General features: G+C 58.3%; 17 protein-coding genes and 1 tRNA gene. 10 read left to right on the forward strand and 8 right to left on the reverse strand.

Translation table 11 applies throughout. The features are described from left to right. Window positions 1-31: 31 nt before the first annotated feature. Both ACI94_RS07805 and ACI94_RS07810 read right to left on the reverse strand, forming a co-directional pair. The gene (locus tag ACI94_RS07805; RefSeq protein WP_066955480.1) at window positions 32-1,021 is read right to left on the reverse strand and encodes a TolB family protein; all 990 of its coding nucleotides are present in this window, start codon (window positions 1,019-1,021) and stop codon (window positions 32-34) included. A gap of 114 nt (window positions 1,022-1,135) precedes the next feature. After that, window positions 1,136-2,836 (reverse strand): AMP-binding protein, encoded by a 1,701-nt coding sequence (locus ACI94_RS07810; RefSeq protein ID WP_066955483.1) that lies wholly within the window; start codon window positions 2,834-2,836, stop codon window positions 1,136-1,138. Between the two features lie 91 nt (window positions 2,837-2,927). On the opposite strand from ACI94_RS07810, the gene ACI94_RS07815 reads away from it, so the two are divergent. Beyond that, a tRNA-Trp gene (locus ACI94_RS07815) sits at window positions 2,928-3,080 on the forward strand. A gap of 156 nt (window positions 3,081-3,236) precedes the next feature. Here the strand turns inward: ACI94_RS07815 and ACI94_RS07820 are convergent. Then, the gene (locus ACI94_RS07820; protein WP_066955486.1) at window positions 3,237-3,761 is read right to left on the reverse strand and encodes a DUF421 domain-containing protein; all 525 of its coding nucleotides are present in this window, start codon (window positions 3,759-3,761) and stop codon (window positions 3,237-3,239) included. A gap of 202 nt (window positions 3,762-3,963) precedes the next feature. Between ACI94_RS07820 and ACI94_RS07825 the strand changes: the two genes are divergently transcribed. From ACI94_RS07825 to ACI94_RS07835, 3 genes are all read left to right on the forward strand, one after another. Further along, on the forward strand, window positions 3,964-5,145 hold the full coding sequence (locus tag ACI94_RS07825) for a bifunctional 5,6,7,8-tetrahydromethanopterin hydro-lyase/3-hexulose-6-phosphate synthase (RefSeq protein WP_066955489.1): 1,182 nt from the start codon (window positions 3,964-3,966) through the stop codon (window positions 5,143-5,145). Window positions 5,146-5,259: 114 nt separating this feature from the next. Next, window positions 5,260-5,853 (forward strand): PH domain-containing protein, encoded by a 594-nt coding sequence (locus ACI94_RS07830; RefSeq protein ID WP_066955492.1) that lies wholly within the window; start codon window positions 5,260-5,262, stop codon window positions 5,851-5,853. 4 nt (window positions 5,854-5,857) lie between these two features. Next, entirely contained in the window at window positions 5,858-7,333 is a 1,476-nt protein-coding gene (locus tag ACI94_RS07835; RefSeq protein WP_286681282.1) for a PH domain-containing protein, read from the forward strand. Between the two features lie 49 nt (window positions 7,334-7,382). On the opposite strand, the gene ACI94_RS07840 is transcribed toward ACI94_RS07835, so the two are convergent. Both ACI94_RS07840 and ACI94_RS07845 read right to left on the reverse strand, forming a co-directional pair. Continuing rightward, the gene (locus tag ACI94_RS07840) at window positions 7,383-8,468 is read right to left on the reverse strand and encodes a GHMP kinase (RefSeq protein ID WP_286681283.1); all 1,086 of its coding nucleotides are present in this window, start codon (window positions 8,466-8,468) and stop codon (window positions 7,383-7,385) included. Window positions 8,469-8,475: 7 nt separating this feature from the next. Continuing rightward, complete coding sequence (locus ACI94_RS07845) at window positions 8,476-9,021, reverse strand: ferredoxin domain-containing protein (RefSeq protein ID WP_066958879.1); 546 nt, start codon at window positions 9,019-9,021, stop codon at window positions 8,476-8,478. Between the two features lie 94 nt (window positions 9,022-9,115). Between ACI94_RS07845 and msrA the strand changes: the two genes are divergently transcribed. After that, window positions 9,116-9,604: a peptide-methionine (S)-S-oxide reductase MsrA gene (msrA, locus tag ACI94_RS07850; protein ID WP_273259063.1), complete on the forward strand. Its 489-nt coding sequence runs from the start codon at window positions 9,116-9,118 to the stop codon at window positions 9,602-9,604. Window positions 9,605-9,648: 44 nt separating this feature from the next. Here msrA and dnaJ read toward each other — a convergent pair whose 3' ends face one another. The 3 genes from dnaJ to ACI94_RS07865 are packed head-to-tail and all read right to left on the reverse strand — an operon-like array spanning window position 9,649 to window position 13,143. Next, a complete protein-coding gene (gene dnaJ / locus ACI94_RS07855; RefSeq protein WP_066958827.1) occupies window positions 9,649-10,794 on the reverse strand; it encodes a molecular chaperone DnaJ in 1,146 nt (381 codons plus the stop codon). Window positions 10,795-10,799: 5 nt separating this feature from the next. Further along, window positions 10,800-12,629, reverse strand: coding sequence for a molecular chaperone DnaK (dnaK, locus tag ACI94_RS07860; protein ID WP_066958828.1), 1,830 nt, complete (start codon window positions 12,627-12,629; stop codon window positions 10,800-10,802). A gap of 4 nt (window positions 12,630-12,633) precedes the next feature. Continuing rightward, complete coding sequence (locus ACI94_RS07865; protein WP_066958829.1) at window positions 12,634-13,143, reverse strand: nucleotide exchange factor GrpE; 510 nt, start codon at window positions 13,141-13,143, stop codon at window positions 12,634-12,636. Between the two features lie 295 nt (window positions 13,144-13,438). Between ACI94_RS07865 and purH the strand changes: the two genes are divergently transcribed. From purH to ACI94_RS07890, 5 genes are all read left to right on the forward strand, one after another. Continuing rightward, window positions 13,439-14,923 carry a bifunctional phosphoribosylaminoimidazolecarboxamide formyltransferase/IMP cyclohydrolase gene (gene purH, locus ACI94_RS07870; RefSeq protein ID WP_066958830.1) on the forward strand — a complete coding sequence of 495 codons (1,485 nt, stop codon included), beginning with the start codon at window positions 13,439-13,441 and terminating at the stop codon, window positions 14,921-14,923. A 69-nt stretch (window positions 14,924-14,992) separates the two neighbouring features. Then, complete coding sequence (locus ACI94_RS07875; protein ID WP_066958831.1) at window positions 14,993-15,685, forward strand: DUF4013 domain-containing protein; 693 nt, start codon at window positions 14,993-14,995, stop codon at window positions 15,683-15,685. Window positions 15,686-16,222: 537 nt separating this feature from the next. Beyond that, complete coding sequence (locus ACI94_RS07880; protein ID WP_286681284.1) at window positions 16,223-16,873, forward strand: DUF4013 domain-containing protein; 651 nt, start codon at window positions 16,223-16,225, stop codon at window positions 16,871-16,873. A 54-nt stretch (window positions 16,874-16,927) separates the two neighbouring features. After that, entirely contained in the window at window positions 16,928-17,092 is a 165-nt protein-coding gene (locus ACI94_RS07885; protein ID WP_263478269.1) for a hypothetical protein, read from the forward strand. A gap of 316 nt (window positions 17,093-17,408) precedes the next feature. Continuing rightward, on the forward strand, window positions 17,409-18,095 hold the full coding sequence (locus ACI94_RS07890; RefSeq protein WP_066958833.1) for a DUF4013 domain-containing protein: 687 nt from the start codon (window positions 17,409-17,411) through the stop codon (window positions 18,093-18,095). Window positions 18,096-18,262 lie beyond the last annotated feature (167 nt).

Raw genomic sequence — 18,262 nt, forward strand, 5'->3', positions numbered from 1 at the left:
AGGAGGGCAGGGCCCCCTCCCCTCGAACCGGTCATGCGCCAGGAGTATAGAGGTAGATATCCCAGTTCCCGGACCGGTTATCCATCCAGACGATCCGATCGCCTGATATTTGCGGGAGATACTGCGCAGCGTTGTCGCTCGTGATCTGCTGGATCTCCCCGGTGGTGATCTCATACAGGTAGATGTCATCGGTATCCTGACTCGTGGCGTTCTGCCAGACGACTAGATCCCCTGATATATCGAGGTAGGTGACCAGCCCCGGCGGGCCGCCGGCGATCCGCTGCTCCTCACCAGACGTGAGGTTATGGATGACGAGCGACGACGAACCGTTCCCCACCTCGGACCAGACGGCCCGGTCTCCTGAGATCGCCGGGAACCCCTGCATCGCGCTGCTGCTTGCAAGCGATACCGGTGCTCCTCCTCCCTGACTCACGAAGACGGTATAGTTCCCGCTGCTCTGGTCAGCCCAGATGACAGTATCGCCCGAGAGATCGGGCGAGATGATCAGGGGATCCCCCTGCACCGGGCCGGATGAAATCCGCGTCGTCTCTTGAGTTGTCAGGTTCATGGCATAGATGCCACCATCGTCTCCGGCCCGCCCATCAAGCCAGACGACCGTATCTCCATCGATTGCCGGCACATTTCCGCCGGTTCCGTTGGTGATCGGGGTCTCCGTCCTGGTTGTCGTATCATAGAGCCAGATCTCCGGTGTTCCTGAACGGCTGTCCTCCCAGACGATACGGTTCCCCGAGATCTCCGGCCAGAGCGCGATGGCATTCCCGTCGGTGACCCTAGTCTCTGTGCCGCCGGCGATATCATAGAGGTAGATGTCGGCGCCGCCGTGCCGTCCATCCACCCACACGATCCTCTCGCCGTCAATCGCTGCGGAGATCTGGTCGCTTTGGTTCGTCGTCACCTGCACCGGGGCGACTGCACCGGTCTCCCCGACCGGTGCCGCACCTGCAGCGGCCGCCAACGCTACAATAAAGATACATACAAGATACAGGAGTCGATGATCCATGGATCTCCCCCGGGGTGGGGTAACGTCCATGGTATAAAAATGAAGTTATGATGATGCCTGAAGAAGTCTTCCGGAGTTTCTATTCTTGAGCGCCTTTTTGGATCAAAAAAAGGTTTACGCGGTCTCGATCTTTGATTCGTTCTCAAGACCGAGCTCCTCGATCGCCATCTCCCGCATCTTGAACTTCATGATCTTCCCGGATACCGTCATCGGGAAGTCATCGACGAACTTGACGTAGCGTGGGATCTTGAAGTGCGCAATCCGGCCGCGGCAGAACTCCTTCACTTCATCTTCCGTAAGGGTCGCACCGTTGACGGGTTTGACCCAGGCCATCAGTTCCTCGCCGTACTTCCTGTCGGGCACCCCGATTACATAAACATCGGCGATCTTTGGATGGTTATGGAGGAACTCCTCAATCTCGCGCGGGTAGATGTTCTCTCCACCGCGGATCACCATATCTTTCAGCCGCCCGACAATCTTGATGTAATCCTCCTCGTCCATCACGCCAAGATCGCCGGTGTGGTTCCAGCCGCTCTCGTCGATCGTCGCCCGGGTGGCGCTCGGGTTGTTGTAATACCCGCGCATCACGCAGTAACCCCGGGCGCAGATCTCCCCGGTCTCGCCGCGGGGAACGATCCGCTTCGTGTGCGGATCGACGATCTTGATCTCGGTGTGGGGGAAGGGTTTTCCCAAGGTCGTGATACGCCGCTCCAGCGGATCGTCGGTCGTCGTCATTGTGACGCCGGGTGAGGTCTCGGTCTGTCCGTAGACGATCACGATCTCGGACATATTCATCTTCTTGTTGACCTCACGCATCACTTCGATTGGACAGGGCGACCCGGCCATGATCCCGGTCCGGAGCGTATCGAGACGATACTTCGGGAAGTTCGGGTGGGAGAGTTCCGCGATGAACATCGTCGGCACGCCGTGGAGCGCCGTGCACCGCTCGTCCTGAACCGTACGGAGGACCGCTTCGGCGTCGAAGATCGGCGATGGGAGGACCATCGTGGCGCCGTGAGTGACGACGGCCATATTCGAGAGGACCATCCCGAAGCAGTGGTAGAACGGCACCGGGATACATAGCCGGTCTTTATGGGTGAACTTCATCCCTTCGCCGATGATGAAGCCGTTGTTCAAGATATTGTGGTGAGTCAGGATGACCCCTTTCGGAAACCCAGTCGTCCCGCTGGTATACTGGATGTTGACCGGATCGTCGAAGTCAAGCGCCTCTTCCCGCTCTCTGAGTTCGTCGGGGCTGATGAGCGCGGCCTTCTCCATGAGCTCGTCCCAGGTGTACATCCCGTTGTAGGGAATATCCCCAAGGAAGATGACATTTTTTAAGAACGGGAATTTGTCGCTGTGGATCCGACCGGGTTTTGCCTCGAATGCCTCCGGGCAGGCCTCGTAGAACATACCAACGTAGTCGGAGGTCTTGAACCTCCCTTGAATGATGAGCGTCTGGATCTCCGCCTGCTTCATGGCGTACTCGAACTCATAGGTCCGGTAAGACGGGTTGATGTTCACCATGATGGCGCCGATCTTTGCCGTGGCGAACTGGACAAGCACCCATTCCGCATAGTTCAGCGCCCATATTCCAACCCGGTCACCGCGCTCCACATCAAGCGCCATGAGGGCGCGCGCAAGGGTATCGACGCGCTCGAGAAACTCCGCATACGTCCAGCGGATATTCTGATGGACGGAGACGAGCGCCTCGTTATCCGGATGCGCTGCTGCAATTCGGTTCAGCATCTCACCGATGGTGATGCCAAGAAGAGGTATCTGCGAGTTCCCACACGCGTAACTGCCCTCAACCATTCTATATAAATGGGTCAGCATATCGTTATATGGTTTACTGGTTTTTCCAGCGCAATCCTTATGTTTCATGACGTCGACGATATAGAGGAAAGGGGTCGTGGCCTAGTCCGGAATGGCGACGGGCTCCAGCGGTCTTTGCACGTGATGAACAATGGGTCTCCTGAATACGAGATGATGACCCGTTGGAGCACTGATGCATGTCGGAGAGACCCGTCGATCGTGAGTTCAAATCTCACCGACCCCACGTTCTTTCGATCTTTTGCCTGATACTGTGGGGTATCTTCCTGGAACTTTTTCAGACTGAATCCAAGGATACTTGCTTCGTATCTGAAGATAGAGTAGGCGCTGGCGGTTCCTTTCGCACCCCCGCGTGAGCCCATGCCCTATCTCCTGAGTTAAATCATTCCGTCTTCTTTCTCTCTTCAACTGCCGCTGCCCGGCTTCGGTCGGTCTCGCGATAGGTCAGCGCTGAGATGTCGCCGTCACTCTCGATGTAGGCGATCCGCACCTCCTCGATACTGGCGATACCCAGTGCACGGAGCCGCTCGCGGAGGTCATCATGCGTCATCAGTTCTCGCCTGAGGCTCTTTTCGATGATCTTCCCGTCCTCGATCACTTTCAGTGCTTCAGGGGAGACAATCTTGCGGATTCGTTGGCTCTTGTACTGCCCGATGGATACGAGTACTGAGAGGGCGAGGAGTGTCGAGGCGCTGACCAGAGCGGCAAGCAGGGAACTGTCACCGGCAGTGAACGCTTCTGCGATGCTCTCAGATATGATGAGCAGGAGAATGAGGTCAAAGGGGGTCAGCTGCCCGAACTCGTGCCTGCCGATGAGCCGCATGACAAGCAACAGAAAGAAGTAGATTACCGCCGCCCGGAGGATGAGTTCAAGGAGCGGCGTCTGGAGGGTGAAAAGTTCCGACATGCCCGGCGCAAGAGAGCGAGGATGGATTATACCTTTCGTCACCCTCACAGGCCGCACCCGACCGCCTTTCCTTGGGGCGGAACCTCCGCTCTATTCATTCCTCTTCGCGAAATGTCCCCTTGCAGGGCTGGTTCAGGAGGGGAACCGGGAGGTCTTTAATAGGAGTCCCACTAATATTTCTGCACTATTTGAGGGCATGCATATGTATCTCATCGGTGAAGCACTGGTTGGAGACGGCGCAGAACTTGCGCACATTGATCTGATAATGGGGAACAAAGAGGGCGCGGTAGGGCAGGCGTTTGCAAACTCACTCTCACAACTCTCAAAGGGGCACACACCGCTTCTTGCGGTCGTCAGGCCGAACCTGCTGACGAAGCCCTCGACGCTCATCATCCCGAAGGTCACTCTAAAGAAGGAGTATCAGGTAAACCAGATGTTCGGACCCGTCCAGGCGGCGGTCGCGAAGGCAGTCGCCGACTCGGTCGAGGAGGGCGTCTTTGAGGGGATCGATATCGAGGACACCGTCATCCTGGCGAGCGTCTTCCTTCACCCCACCGCACAGGACTACAACAAGATCTACCGGTTCAACTACGGCGCGATGAAACTCGCGATCCGCCGGGCTCTCGACCGGTTCCCTGACGTCGAGACGCTCATGCACGAGAAGGACCGGGCGGCCCACGCGGTCATGGGCTTCAAGGTCCAGCGCCTCTGGGACCCACCGTACCTCCAGGTCGCGATGGACCTTGTCGATAAGAACCACATGCGCAAGGTCCTTGAGTCGCTGCCCCAAAACGACCACCTGATCATCGAGGCGGGCACACCCCTGATCAAGAAGTTCGGGCTCTCGATCATCTCCGAGATCCGCGAGATCCGGCCGAATGCGTTCATAGTCGCCGACTTAAAGACGCTTGATACCGGCAATCTTGAGGCCCGGATGGCCGCCGATGCCGGTGCCGACGCCGTCGTGATCTCCGGCCTTGCGCCGCTCTCGACGATCGAGAAGGCGATCGAGGACACCCGGAAGACCGGGATATATACGGTCGTCGACATGCTCAACGTCGAGGATCCCCGCGCCGTCATCGAGCAGTTGAAAGTGAAGCCGGATGTCGTGGAGCTCCACCGCGGTATCGATATCGAGGAGACTACTCACGCCTGGGGAGACATCCCGGCGATCAAGAAGGCGGGCGGCGAGCGGCTGCTGGTCGCGACCGCGGGCGGTATCCGGCAGGACGTCGTGAAGGACGCGCTCAAGGCCGGTGCGGACATCCTGGTCGTCGGTCGGGCTATCACCGCGAGCAAGAACATCCGGCATGCGGCGGAAGAGTTCCTCGAGGAACTGAACACCGAAGAGATCGATCAATTCCGGGTTATGACCGACTTTTAGTCGGTCAGTACCTTTTTTCTGCCGGAGAATTTCCGGTAAAATTATCCGGCGCTCCCAGAAATGCACGCCATCTCGGACATAGGTTAAAGTGAGCAGAACGGCATTACATTAACCATGACGTATCCCGGCTTGGTGAGCAGACGAACTCCAGCCGATGAGGGATCCCCGGCTTCCGGGACGAATTCAGCCGCGAACGGTTACCGGCGGCTGAACTGGAAGTGCATGCTCTCGATGTACATCGGTCATGCCACACTGTATCTCCTCCTCCTTGCAGCCTATATCCTTGTGAGATCCCATGCGCAGGGGTTCTTGGGCTTTTATTATGAGCCCGTCATGTATGCCTTTACCGTGCTCCTTGCGATCGTCCTGGTCTACACGATGGCGGCTCCGCCGGTCTTCTACGTCCGCTACCGCTACCGGATCACCGACGACCGGATTGACGTGCGCTCAGGGGTCCTCGTGCTGCGCCACATCCTGGTGCCGATCGAGCGGGTGCACCAGGTGGAGATCTCTCGAGGCCCGATCAACAGCATCCTTGGCCTTGCGGAGGTCACCATAACCACCGCCGGCGGCGTTGCAACGTTGAGTTACCTCGAGGTCGAAGAGGCGGAGCGGGTTGCTGAACTGTTAAACAGCCTGGTTGGAAGGATGCTCAGGGAGAGACTATCGGCGACCCCGGCCTCGCTCTCCGGGCCTGCAGGTGACTGAACATATGGTCGTGCCCGGCGAGAAGATCAGATGCCACCCAAGCATCATCGTGGAGAGGTCGCTCTCGGGAGTCGTGCTCCTCGCGTTCCTCGTTACACGGTTTGAAGGGACTCCAGTAGCGGCCGTCCTTTTGGCCGCAATCGTCGCGCTGCTGCTCTTTTACTACAGACAGTGGAAGCTGACGACAATCCGGTTCAATGAAGCAGAGATCGTAGTGGAGAGGGACACTCTCTTTAAGATGAAGAAGACCCTCCCCTATACAAAGATTGCATCGGTCAACGTGAACCGGGGCATCATAAACAGGCTCTTTGGAACCTCGAGGCTGCAGATCAACATCAACTCCGGCAGCAGCGCAACAGTCCCGGAAGCGGTCCTGACGTTTCGCCGGGATCTGGCGGACGAGTTGCGGTCCACGATATCGGAGCATCTCTACGGCCAGGAGATCGCACCGGACGAGGACAAGGCAGTTGAGCCCCTCGTATCCTTCTCACCGGTGGATGTGATCATCCACGGCCTCTTCAGCGTCTCGACCTACCAGACCTTCGTCGGCTCGCTCTTCCTGGCTTACTCGGTCTTTGAACTGTATACCTCTATGGGCACGGGGTTTGGGGCCGACGGTAAGGCTCTCATCTCCCTGCTGATCTTCGTTGCGGTCCAGGTAGGACCGTCGATATCGCTCATACTCCGCTATTACAACTACCGGGTCTACCGCCGGGGCGAGACGATATACCTGGAGCACGGTCTGCTCCGAACCTACAAGACATCGTTTGAAGTCTCGAGGGTCAATGCCATCCGGGTAAAACAGACGCTTATCGCCAGGCTCATGCACCGGTCGTGCATTGAGGCCGAAGTAGTGGGGCTCGCGTCTGGGAGCGGGGAGAGCCTCCGTCCCATCCTCTGTCTCTTGAAGGACGATGCGACGCAGCAGCGGCTCCTTGAGGAACTGGTGCCGGAGTTTATGCACAAGACGAGCCTGGAGAAGCAGCCCGAGGGTGCACGGAGCGTGCTCCTGATCCGGGCGGCTATAGCCTCTCTCGCGCTCGCCGCGGCGTTGATCTATCCATCGATCTGGATTTACCGCGAGACGAGAACCATGGATGGGTTCGCCGGGACCGTCCTCCCGTTCGCGCTGCCCCTTGCCACGGCGCTTGCCATCCTCGCGATCTTCTACGCGACCCATGTCTCGTACCGGATCACCAGGTTCGGCGCCGGCAGCGACCTTTTTGTCTTCGTGAACGGCGCCGTCGACCGCGAGACCGTCGTGATGAACTACGACAAGGTGCAGATGGTCCGGATCACAAGAGGCCCGCTCGCCCGACACTTCGGTGTTGCGCGGGGGAAGGTGTATATGCTCTCATCGACTGGAGGTGCGAGCGTCTCGTCGGGGTATTTCGCCGGGAGCCGGCTCGCCGCCATCGGGGAGACCGTCATGGAGCGGATCGCGAGCGGGGAGTACGATTGGCGGAAGAACAGCATCTGAACAGGATATTTTTACAAGGCGAGTATTGAGCAGAAGGAGGGGTGGCCTCTCAACCCCTCTTTTCTTCCACCCGGATCTGTAACCCCTCGTTGTCGACCGTCGTCGCAATCGCGACCCGGAGGCCGGCCTTCTCCAGGATCTCCGTCACCTCCTCCTCGGGGCGGTCGGTGATGACCGCAATGGAGGGGCCGACCGAACTCATTCCGACGAACTCGAGGCCGGCGTCCCGGAGCGCCGCCATGTATCGGTAGATCTCAAACCCGTGGTGCTCCACCTCTGCGCGCTTTGAGCCGCGGAACTCGATCTCCCAGATGACGTCGCCGATCTTTGCGAGATCTCCCCGCTCCAGCGCCGGGATGAGGTCCATCAGGATGAGGTAGGACTTCAGTTCGCGGTCACGGTAGTCGAGAGTCCGCGCTTTGTTCATCAGGAGATCGAACTCCTTCTCCCCCGCCGATGAGGTCGTGGAGGTCGGAATGACGATGTAGACCTTTTTGCCATCGGCAAACGCATGCCGGTAGATAAGCGTCAGTTCATCGCCCATCACCGCCATACCGCCGTACGTGCTCGCGGCCGGCCCGACACCGGTCTCGAACCCGAACGCGACATTCCCGATCTCCGTCTCCTCGACGTAGTTGCTGCCGATGAGGACCCTGAGCTGGTCGCGGCTCAGCGGCGAACCCACTGCGGTATTGAGGGCGTTCGCGACGGCGACCAGGATGGTGCTCGTCGATCCGAGTCCCACGTGCTCGTGCTGGTGGTCGCGTGCACGGATCCTAAAACCGCCCTCATAACCGACGACCTTCCGGAAGACTTCCACAAAATGCCGAATGATCGGCTCACGAGCATAGTCGATCTCGATACCGGACTTTGTGCATTCGACCTCGGCGGTACAGTAGACCCCGATCGCAAAGCCGATCCCGCCGCCTCCGGGGCGGTCCGGGGAGAACCGGTTCATGTCGAGCACGGTGAGGTGGATCCGCGCTGGAGCGCGGACGACGACGGTCCCGGAGACCGGCGTGAGCCGGTAGTCTTTCATGAGTCCGCACGGGCGGATATGCTCGCCGGGTGAGAAGGAGGTGAACTCGTACTCGACGAGATCCAGATCCCCTCCCCGGATCTTCATGGTGGGCATGTTGCAGTTAGTGTGCGCGGTCAAAGAAGATATTCTTTCCTGATGCCCGGAGCGGAATGCCGTAGGCGACGCCGCAGCCGTCCAGCCACCCGAGCGCGAGAGCGCCGATCCCGGCCGAGTACATGACCCGGTTGTCGACGTTGTGGATGCTTGCGGTCTTCACCGCAGAACCGATGGCGATCCCGAGATCAGCCATCCGAACAGCGCAGTTCGGGCCGCGGAAGGGGGCGGCCTGCGGTTGCTTCTGTGCGGCAAGCATCTCCGCGCAGGTTGCGTAGCCGCACGCGCCGCAGTCGAGACCTACGGCGTCGTTGTAGATCGACCCGACAAGAAGGCACGCGTCGCTTGACGCGACGTTCTCCGCATCCCTGATGATGAACGCCGCGTTGTACTGCTTGCCTAACTTTCGCATAGCTTCTGCAAGCGTATTCAGTTCCTCGCCGGCGACGACCATCGTCTTGATGACGTCGATCCCGCGTGCTTTCGGGGCTGTGCGTGCAGACAGCGCCATCAATCCGGCAACCATCTTAACAGCGTCTGAATCAGAGAACATACGAGTACGTTGGACCTGCCAAAAATAAGGGTATGCCCAACTCCCCGGGGCATCGATACTTTTTTCCAAACGTCGACCGAAAGGCGGGACTGCCATGGCACAGAAACGTACCGAGAAGGCTACCTTCGGCGCAGGGTGTTTCTGGGGCGTCGAGGAGACGTTCCGGCGCGTGCCCGGCGTCGTCGATACGGCGGTGGGGTTCATGGGCGGCACCCTCGAGAACCCGACATATCGTGACGTCTGCACCGGGAGAACCGGGCACGCGGAGGTCGTCCAGGTGACCTACGATCCTGACGAGGTCTCATACCGCGATCTCCTCACAGTCTTTTGGAACGTTCACGACCCGACCACGCCGAACCGGCAGGGCCCCGATATCGGTGAGCAGTACCGGTCGGTGATCTTCTACCACACCCCGGAGCAGGAAGCGGAGGCACGGGCCTCAAAAGAGGAGATGAAACGCTCGGGTAGGTTTGGGCGCCCTATCGTCACCGCGATCGAGCCCGCCGGGACGTTCTGGCGTGCCGAAGAGTATCATCAGCAGTACTTCGCAAAACGGGGCGGCGGACACTGCAGGATTATGTAGTGGTTCGAGAAGAAACGGGATCGTCGGTAAAGGGAGGTCCCCCTTTACTTCACCGACTCTTTCATCTTGTCGACGACGTCCTGGAAGAAGCCTTTGCTCTTCTTTGCGGGGCGCCTCTTCCCCTCAATCTCAAGGAGGCGCCCATAGAGATCGCGCTCTTCGTCTGTCAGGCGTGTGGGGACGACGATGTGCACCCGCACCAGCATATCGCCGGGCTTCGTCTGCCACCGCACACCCTCGCCTGCAATCTTTAACCCGGTGTTGTGCTGCACACCGGCCGGAATACTCAATACGACCGTCCGCCCGTCGATCGTCTTGATCTCGACCTCGGAGCCCAGCGCCGCCTGGGCCGGGGTGATATCGACGGTCGTCTCCAGGTCGTCACCCCGCCTGACGAACGACTTATGCGGCGCAACACTGATCTCGATGTAGAGATCCCCCGGCGGCGCACCGTACTCTCCGGCGTCGCCGTAACCTTCCATCCGGAGGCGCATGCCCGTGTCCACGCCCGGCGGGACACGGACCTTCACAGTCTGCCGGGCGCGCCGGTGCCCGCTCCCGCCACAGGTCTTGCACCGGGCCTCGGGCATCCTCCCCCGTCCCCCGCAGGCGGTGCAAGGTGTCATCCGGACGAAACTCCCGAAGATGGACTGGCTCATCTGGCGCATCTGTCCGCTTCCGCCGCACGTCGGGCAGGTGGTGAACTTCCTCGTCTCGCTCCCCGTTCCATCGCAGACAGGGCAGGGCTCGACATGATCGACGGAGATCTCCTTCTCCGTTCCGAACACCGCCTCCTCAAGCGTGATGCGCATATTCATCAGGAGGTCGGCGCCGGGGCGGGGGCCGCTCTGCCTGCCCCCGCCGAATCCGCCGCCGAAGAACGCATCGAAGATGTCACCGAACCCCGAGAAGTCGGCGCTGAACCCGCCGGAGTAGCCGCCGCCGGAGTACGAACCGCGGGACGCGTTGCTATAGGCTTCATGCCCCATCCGGTCATACTGAGCGCGCTTCTGGGCGTCGGAGAGGACGCTGTAGGCCTCGTTGATCTTCTTGAACCGCTCCTCGGCCCCCGGCTCCTTGCAGACATCGGGGTGATACTTTCGTGCCAGGTCCCGGTACGCTTTCCTGATCTCCTTCTCGTCGGCGTCTCTCGCGACGCCGAGGATATCATAGTAGCTGTCCGGACCCATCGACCTCACTCTTTGACTTCGTAATCGGCATCAACGACGTTATCATCCTTCTTTGCGCCGCTTCCCGCCGCTTTCTGCTCCTGGGCGGCGGCCTGGGCTTTCTGGTACATCTTTGTCGTGACCGCATATACCGCTTCGGTCAGGAGATCCATCTTCTGCTTGATGGCCTCAAGATCGTCACCCTCAAGAGCCTTCTTGAGGTCGGCAATCGCAGTCTCGATCTTCTCCTTCTCCGAAGCGTCGATTGAGTCCCCGGCGTCCTTTATGGCCCGCTCGGCGGTGAAGATCGCGGTGTCGGCGGTGTTCCGAAGATCAATCTCCTCGCGCTTCTTCTTGTCCTCTTCCTCGTATTTCTTTGCCTCATCAATCATCCGCTGGATCTCGGACTCGGAGGGGCGGGAATCCTGCGGCTTGATGGTGATCGACTGCTCGTTGCCCGTGCCGAGGTCCTTTGCCGAGACGTGGACGATGCCGTTTGCATCGATATCGAACGTGACCTCGATCTGCGGGATACCCCGTGGTGCCGGCGGGATACCGGTGAGCTGGAACCGACCCAGAGTGAAGTTGTCCTTTGCGAGCGCCCGCTCGCCTTGCACGACGTGGATCTCGACCGAGGTCTGGCCGTCGGCAGCGGTGGAGAAGATCTGGCTCTTGCGCGTCGGGATGGTGGTGTTGCGCTCGATCAGTTTCGTCGCGATACCGCCGAGCGTCTCGATCCCGAGCGAGAGCGGGGTCACGTCGAGGAGCAGGACGTCTTTTGTCTCGCCGGTCAGCACGCCGCCCTGGATCGCGGCGCCGAGGGCGACACACTCGTCGGGGTTGATGCCCTTGTCGGGCTCCTTGTTGAGGATCTTCTTCACGGTCTCCTGCACGAGCGGTACACGGGTCGATCCGCCGACAAGAAGGACGTGGTCGATATCGCCGGGGCTCAGTTTAGCATCAGAGAGCGCCTGTTTCACCGGTCCGATGGTTGAGTCGACGAGATCGGCGATGAGCTGCTCGAATTTTGCACGAGTAAGATCGATATCGAGGAACTTGGGCCCGCTATCCGTCGTGGTGATGTAGGGGAGGTTGATGTTGGTCTTCTGGACCGTAGAGAGTTCGATCTTCGCGTTCTCGGCTGCGTCCCGTAGCCGCTGCATGGCGACCGGATCCTTGCGGAGGTCGACGCCCTCCTTCTTCTGGAACTCATCGACCAGGTAGTCGATGATCCGCCGATCGAAGTCGTCACCGCCAAGGTGGTTGTTCCCTGCGGTCGCCTTGACCTCGAAGACACCGTCGCCGAGCTGGAGGATGGAGACATCGAACGTACCGCCGCCGAGGTCGTAGACGAGAACCGTAGACTCGCCTTCCTTGTCAATACCGTAGGCGAGGGCGCTTGCAGTCGGCTCGTTGATGATCCGGAGCACCTCGAGACCGGCGATTGTTCCTGCGTCCTTGGTTGCCTGTCTTTGAGCGTCGTTGAAGTATGCGGGAACTGTGATGACGGCTTTTGTTATCTTCTCGCCCAGGTACGCCTCTGCGTCCAGTTTGAGCTTCTGGAGGATCATCGCAGAGATCTCCTGGGGCGTGTAGGTCTTATCCCCGATCGTGACCTTCTCACTCGTGCCCATCTTGCGCTTGATCGACTGGATGGTACGGCTTGGGTTTGTGATCGCCTGCCGCTTTGCGACGGTCCCGACCAGCCGCTCGCCCTCCTTGGTGAAGGCTACGACCGAGGGGGTAGTCCTCCCGCCCTCGGCGTTGGCGATGACGGTCGCCCGCCCGCCTTCCATGATTGCCATGCACGAGTTCGTTGTTCCGAGATCGATGCCAAGGACTTTCTCTGAAACCATCTGCTTATTCCTCCATTCCCTTAGACACTACGACTTTAGAGCACCTGATGACCTTATCCTGCATACAATACCCACGGATGACCTCGTCGATCACGGTCCCTTCTTCTGCTTCTGAAGGAACGTAGGCGATAGCCTCATGCCGTTCGGGATCAAAAGGAAGGTTCCGGCACTCGATAGGCTTGATCCCATGCCGTTCAAGAATGGTCATAAAGAGCTTCTTGATCTGCTCCATTCCTTCCTTGAGACCCGCACCGTCGGCCTTCTCCGCCCGCTCAAAGTTGTCTACGACGTCGAGCAACTCCACCGCGAACTCCTCGATGGCAAATGTTGTACGAGCGTCGAGCTCCCGGGCCATCCGCTTTCGGTAGTTGTCGAAATCTGCCGCAAGGCGCAGATAACGGTCGTTAAGGTCATCATACGCCTTCTGCAACTCTTCAAGCGTCGGAGATGCTGCATCCGTCGTTTCATCGAGATCTTGTTGCTTCTCGTTTGGTTCGGATGTATTCTCCTGCATACGCCTTACCTGCTTGAGAATGATGTAAACTACTCGTTTTTGAATATATTGTAATGTAGTTCTATATAATATTGGTGGATAGGGCAAGAATCTGGGTTCTATAATGAGTCGATTTTTCGATTGGGCGCTCTTTCGAGAATATTCCTTCACCGATATGCAGTCCCGAATGAGGCAACTGAAGCCTCTCTGGCTAAATAGCGTCTGATTCACCCCGCATACAGGCCGGCGGGATGAAATACCCCCAAATCCGCGGGCGGCGCCAAATATATCTCCCTATCCCGCTCATGTGTTAACCATGAAGTGGGCACTGCTGTCAGTCTGGGATAAAGCAGGCATCGCTGATCTTGCAAAGACGCTTGTAGAGCATGGTTATCGGATCCTGAGTTCTGGCGGCACCGGAGCCGCGCTGGAGCAGGCGGGCGTTCCGTTCACAGATGTTTCCACCTACACCGGGTTTCCTGAGATGATGCACGGTCGGGTGAAGACCCTTCACCCGAAGATCCACGGAGGTATCCTTGGGCGCCGCGGCATCGATGACGCTGTGATGCAGGAGTACGGGATCGAGCCGATCGATCTTGTCGTGGTGAACCTCTACCCCTTCGAGAAGATGAAGGATGCGGGGTTAACACTCGATGAGATCATCGAGTACATCGATATCGGCGGTCCGGCAATGGTGCGGGCGGCGGCGAAGAACCATAAGTACGTCGCGGTCGTTGTTGACCCGGCCGACTATCCCATGGTCGCGGATGCCGTCCGGCGGGGCGGGTTTACAGCAGAAGAGCGGCTGGCCCTCGCCGCAAAGGCGTTCGCCCGGACAGCGGCTTATGACGGCGCAATCACGAATTACTTCACCGGCATTGACCGGCCGTTCCCTGAAGTCCTCACTCTTCAGTTCAAGAATGGAAGACCACTCCGCTACGGTGAGAATCCGCACCAGGCAGCTGCAGTCTATGGTGATGCCGGCATCGCCGGGGAGGAACCCCTCCAGGGAAAGCAGATGTCCTACAACAATTACCTTGACGTCGACGCTGCAGTCGGCCTGCTCAGGGAGTTCGAGGAGTGCGCCGTCGTCATCGTCAAGCATAACAACCCCTGTGGGGTCGCGACCGGCGAGAACCTTCTTGAGACCTACATCGCTGCGCGGGAGGTCGACCCGGTCTCGGCGTACGGCTCGATAGTCGCGATGAACCGAGAGGTGGGGGCAGACGTCGCCCGCGAACTCACAAAGACCTTCGTCGAGGTCGTTATCGCCCCGTCCTACACGCCTGAAGCGCTTGAGATCATGAAGGTCAAGGAGAACATGCGGGTGCTCCGTCTGCCCGAGCCGGTGGTGCGGGATGAGGTTCGGAGCATCGACGGCGGCGTGCTGGTCCAGCGGACGGAGCCCTATAAGGAGAACTGGCAGGTCGTGACGGAGCGGGAACCCACAGCCCACGAGATGCGGGCGATGCAACTCGCCTGGAAGGTCTGCCAGCACACAAAGAGCAATGCCATCATATTTGCGGATGAGAAAGCCGTCATCGGGATCGGTGCCGGACAGATGAATCGGGTCGAGTCCGCAGAGATCGCGGTCAAGAAGGCCAGAAAGTCCCTTGCCGGTTCAGCGGTCGCCTCGGACGCTTTCCTCCCCTTCCCCGACACCCTGGAGGTCGCGGCGGCGGCGGGCGCAACGGCGCTCGTCCAGCCGGGCGGCTCCATCCGGGATCAGGAGGTCATCGACGCGGCGAACCGGCTGAACGTCGCGATGGTCTTTACCGGTGTGCGGCACTTCCGGCATTAAACACTTTTTTTGAGTTATTCCAAACTGTTATATTCCCCGCCCCCTCTTTGCGGCCGAAGGTGATGTGGTATGGACTATGGTAGTATCATCTCCCGGTCGTTACGTTACACAAAAGACGCCCTCTGGGGCGAATGGTGGCGGTGGGTGCTCCTGGTCATCCTATCGCTCATCCAGACGTTCACGCTCTTTTTAGTCCCGCTCTACAGCGGCTACCTTGTCCGGGTGCTCTCCGGCCGGCGGCCCGCCCCGGACGTGAACCAGTGGGGCAGGCTCTTTGTTGACGGATGGAAGCTGAACATCATCACTCTGATCTACCTGATCCCGGTAATCCTGGTCCTAGCCGTCTTTGGGGGAATTGCAGCCATCTCAGCCATAGCGGCAAAGGGGCTGGATAACCCCGATGTATGGGCATCGGCCGTCGCGGCAGCCGTCACCGGGATCGTGATCGCAAGCATCCTCTGGATCATTATATCGTTCATATCCATGCTTGCCGTCGTCCGGTTTGCCCACACGGGGAGATTCTTCCAGGCGTTCAGCTTCGGGGCGATCTTCTCTCATATCGGGCGAATAGGATGGGGTGCCTGGATCCTTGTGGTCATCATCCTCGCCCTCATCGGCCTCGTCTATGCGGTTGTAACCGGGCTCATCACCTCGATACCCATCCTCGGCTGGATCATCAACCTCTTCCTCGGGGTGGCCTACGGCATTTTCCATGCCCGCTATCTTGTTGAGGCCTATGAGAGCGTCCCGGCGCCGGGATAAGATTACATTTTTTGGTGCAATATCGGTCTTCCTCTGCAGGGAGAACTGCACCATTTACCGATTCATGAAAAGAATTAGTCAATGAACCTGGAGGTATCCTCGCCGGTATTCATCCTTGTGGCAGAGGTGCATGCATCGACGTTCCCGATGAGCCGCCGGAAAGTCGATCGGGATAAAGAGTGATAGAGTACAGGGCACGTCCAAACTATCCATGATACATCTGACCAAATCCAGAGAGGAATAAGGACAGAATTGCGGCGATGACTAGACTCCTCTGGTGAACGATGCTGCCAGTTCTGGCCGGGTCGCCTGGATCGCGACCGGGACGGCCTACAGAATCCCTTCAACCCAACTTCCGCCCTGTCCTAGGCTCTAAACGCCACCTCGCTGTGATTTCGGGATAGTTTTTCTGCACCTCAGTTGACCAATTTGAACCGAAAATATTGCTCATTTTCCATAAAAATTGGCATAATGGAGAGGGCTATGGCAACACTTTTATATCATCCTGTCTCAGGGTAAATCATAGGGGTTATACCTATGGACGTTGGAAACATGCTGAGCGATTCGTTCGGCTATGCAAAAGACGCAGTCTGGGGAAAGTGGGTCCAGTGGATCCTGCTTATCATCAGCACGATCATATTCCCGCTCATCATGGGATATATGGTCCGCATTTATAGTGGTGTGAAGCCGGCTCCCGAGATGGGGAACTGGGTGAAGACATTCATAGACGGCCTGAAACTCTGGATCATCGGGATCATCTATGCCATCCCGATATTCATCGTCATGGCCATCTTCATGGTGCCGATATTCATGGCAGCTGACAGCGGAGACGCCATGCTCGCCCTCGGGTCGCTGGGCATCGGACTCATCGTCATGCTCATCGTAGGAATCATTATCACGCTGGTCTCGGCGATCGGTATGATCCGGTTCGCGCGAAAGGACAGCATGGGCCAGGCATTTGCCTTCGGCGCTATCCTTGAGCACATCGGAAAGATCGGCTGGGTGAACTACATCGTCGCCCTCATCGTCCTCTGGATCGTCGGGATTGTCTTTGGCGTCATCGTCGCCTTGCTGAGTTTCATCCCGATCATCGGCGGACTGATCGCACTGTTCCTGTTCCCGGTCTGGGCGATCTTTGCGGCACGGTATATGACCCTGATCTACGAGAGCGCCCCGGCACCGGCGTAAAAATCTATTCTTTTTTGACTGCGGTCACATACTGCGTCTCCTCTGTATTTCCAGATCATCGCTCTGATGACTCTGATACGCTTCTCAAGGACCAACAGTTTCAGAGAGGCATTCAACATCGGTGCCATCGTCGCGGCAATCCTCGTCGAACCGTTTGCAGCAGTATTCGTGACGAGGTACTACATCCTCATCTATGACAGCGCGGCAGCACCTGCCTAAACAATCCTCTTTTTTTTGTGAAATCCCGCTCAAATTGGCGTTCATCTATCGCCCTCCTCCGTAAGAACTTCGCAGTCTTGAGGCAGAACCTCCCCTTTGCCTGACCGGGAGCTCCCGGCAGGCACGCTCCAAGGCCAGCATCCCCGCCATGAACGGACATACCGGGGCGCTCTAGCCCCGTCCGGATATCATCTTTCGGCATTTGAGTGATTATACAAGGATTACTGCATACTTCTTCAGAAACGAACGATATCTAACCAGATAAATCCAGCATATTTATATACAGTATTCTCACATCTACTCGTAGGTAAATCCTATGGACTACGGAACTGCAATCTCCAGGTCATTTGAGTATACCAAGGATGCCCTGGTGGGAAAATGGATGCGGTGGGTCATCCTGGCGGTCCTGTCAATCGTGCAGGGGCTTACGCTCTCTCTGGTCCCGCTCCTTAACGGCTACGCCGTGCGGGTGCTTGCAGGGAAGACGCCGGCTCCTGAAGTCGACGGATGGGGCAAACTCTTCATCGACGGATGGAAGTTGAACATTATCGCGCTGATCTATATGCTCCCGGCGATCATCATCTTCGCGGTATTCGGCGGGTTTGCTATCATCAGTGCCGCGGCAAACGAGGCCACCGGCGGCGACCCGACGGCAGCAGTGCTGAGTCTCCTCGGGGGTTCCCTGCTTGCAGCGCTCATCGCGATCATCCTCGCGTTCATTGCCCTGTTTGCTATCATGCGGTTCGCCCACACGGACAGCCTCGGTGAGGCGTTCAACTTTGGTGCAATCTTTGCGCACATCGGCAAACTCGGGTGGGGAACCTGGATCATCGCGGTCATCGTCCTTCTCATCATCGCACTCATCTACGGGTTTGTGGTCGGCCTCCTTTCCATGATACCCTTGATCGGGTGGCTCATCGTCCTCTTCCTCAACGTGGCGTTTACCGTCTTCTACGCACGGTACCTTGCCCTGGTTTACGAAGAGACATCTGCTCCGATGTAAGTCGGAGGAACCCTTTCTTTTTCCCCGCCTGCAGGGCCGCGATCAGGCCGGGGCAGGTCACTTGCAACCACTCACCGTTATAAACAGTCTTTCATTCCGTCATCACCTTTTACGAACAAAACGGCATGTTTTTCCCCAAAACAGTAGGACGCTATCGTCATATCCGG

Origin of the sequence: Methanoculleus sp. DTU007 (genome assembly GCF_001512385.1) — an archaeon.
Lineage (GTDB): Archaea > Halobacteriota > Methanomicrobia > Methanomicrobiales > Methanoculleaceae > Methanoculleus > Methanoculleus thermophilus.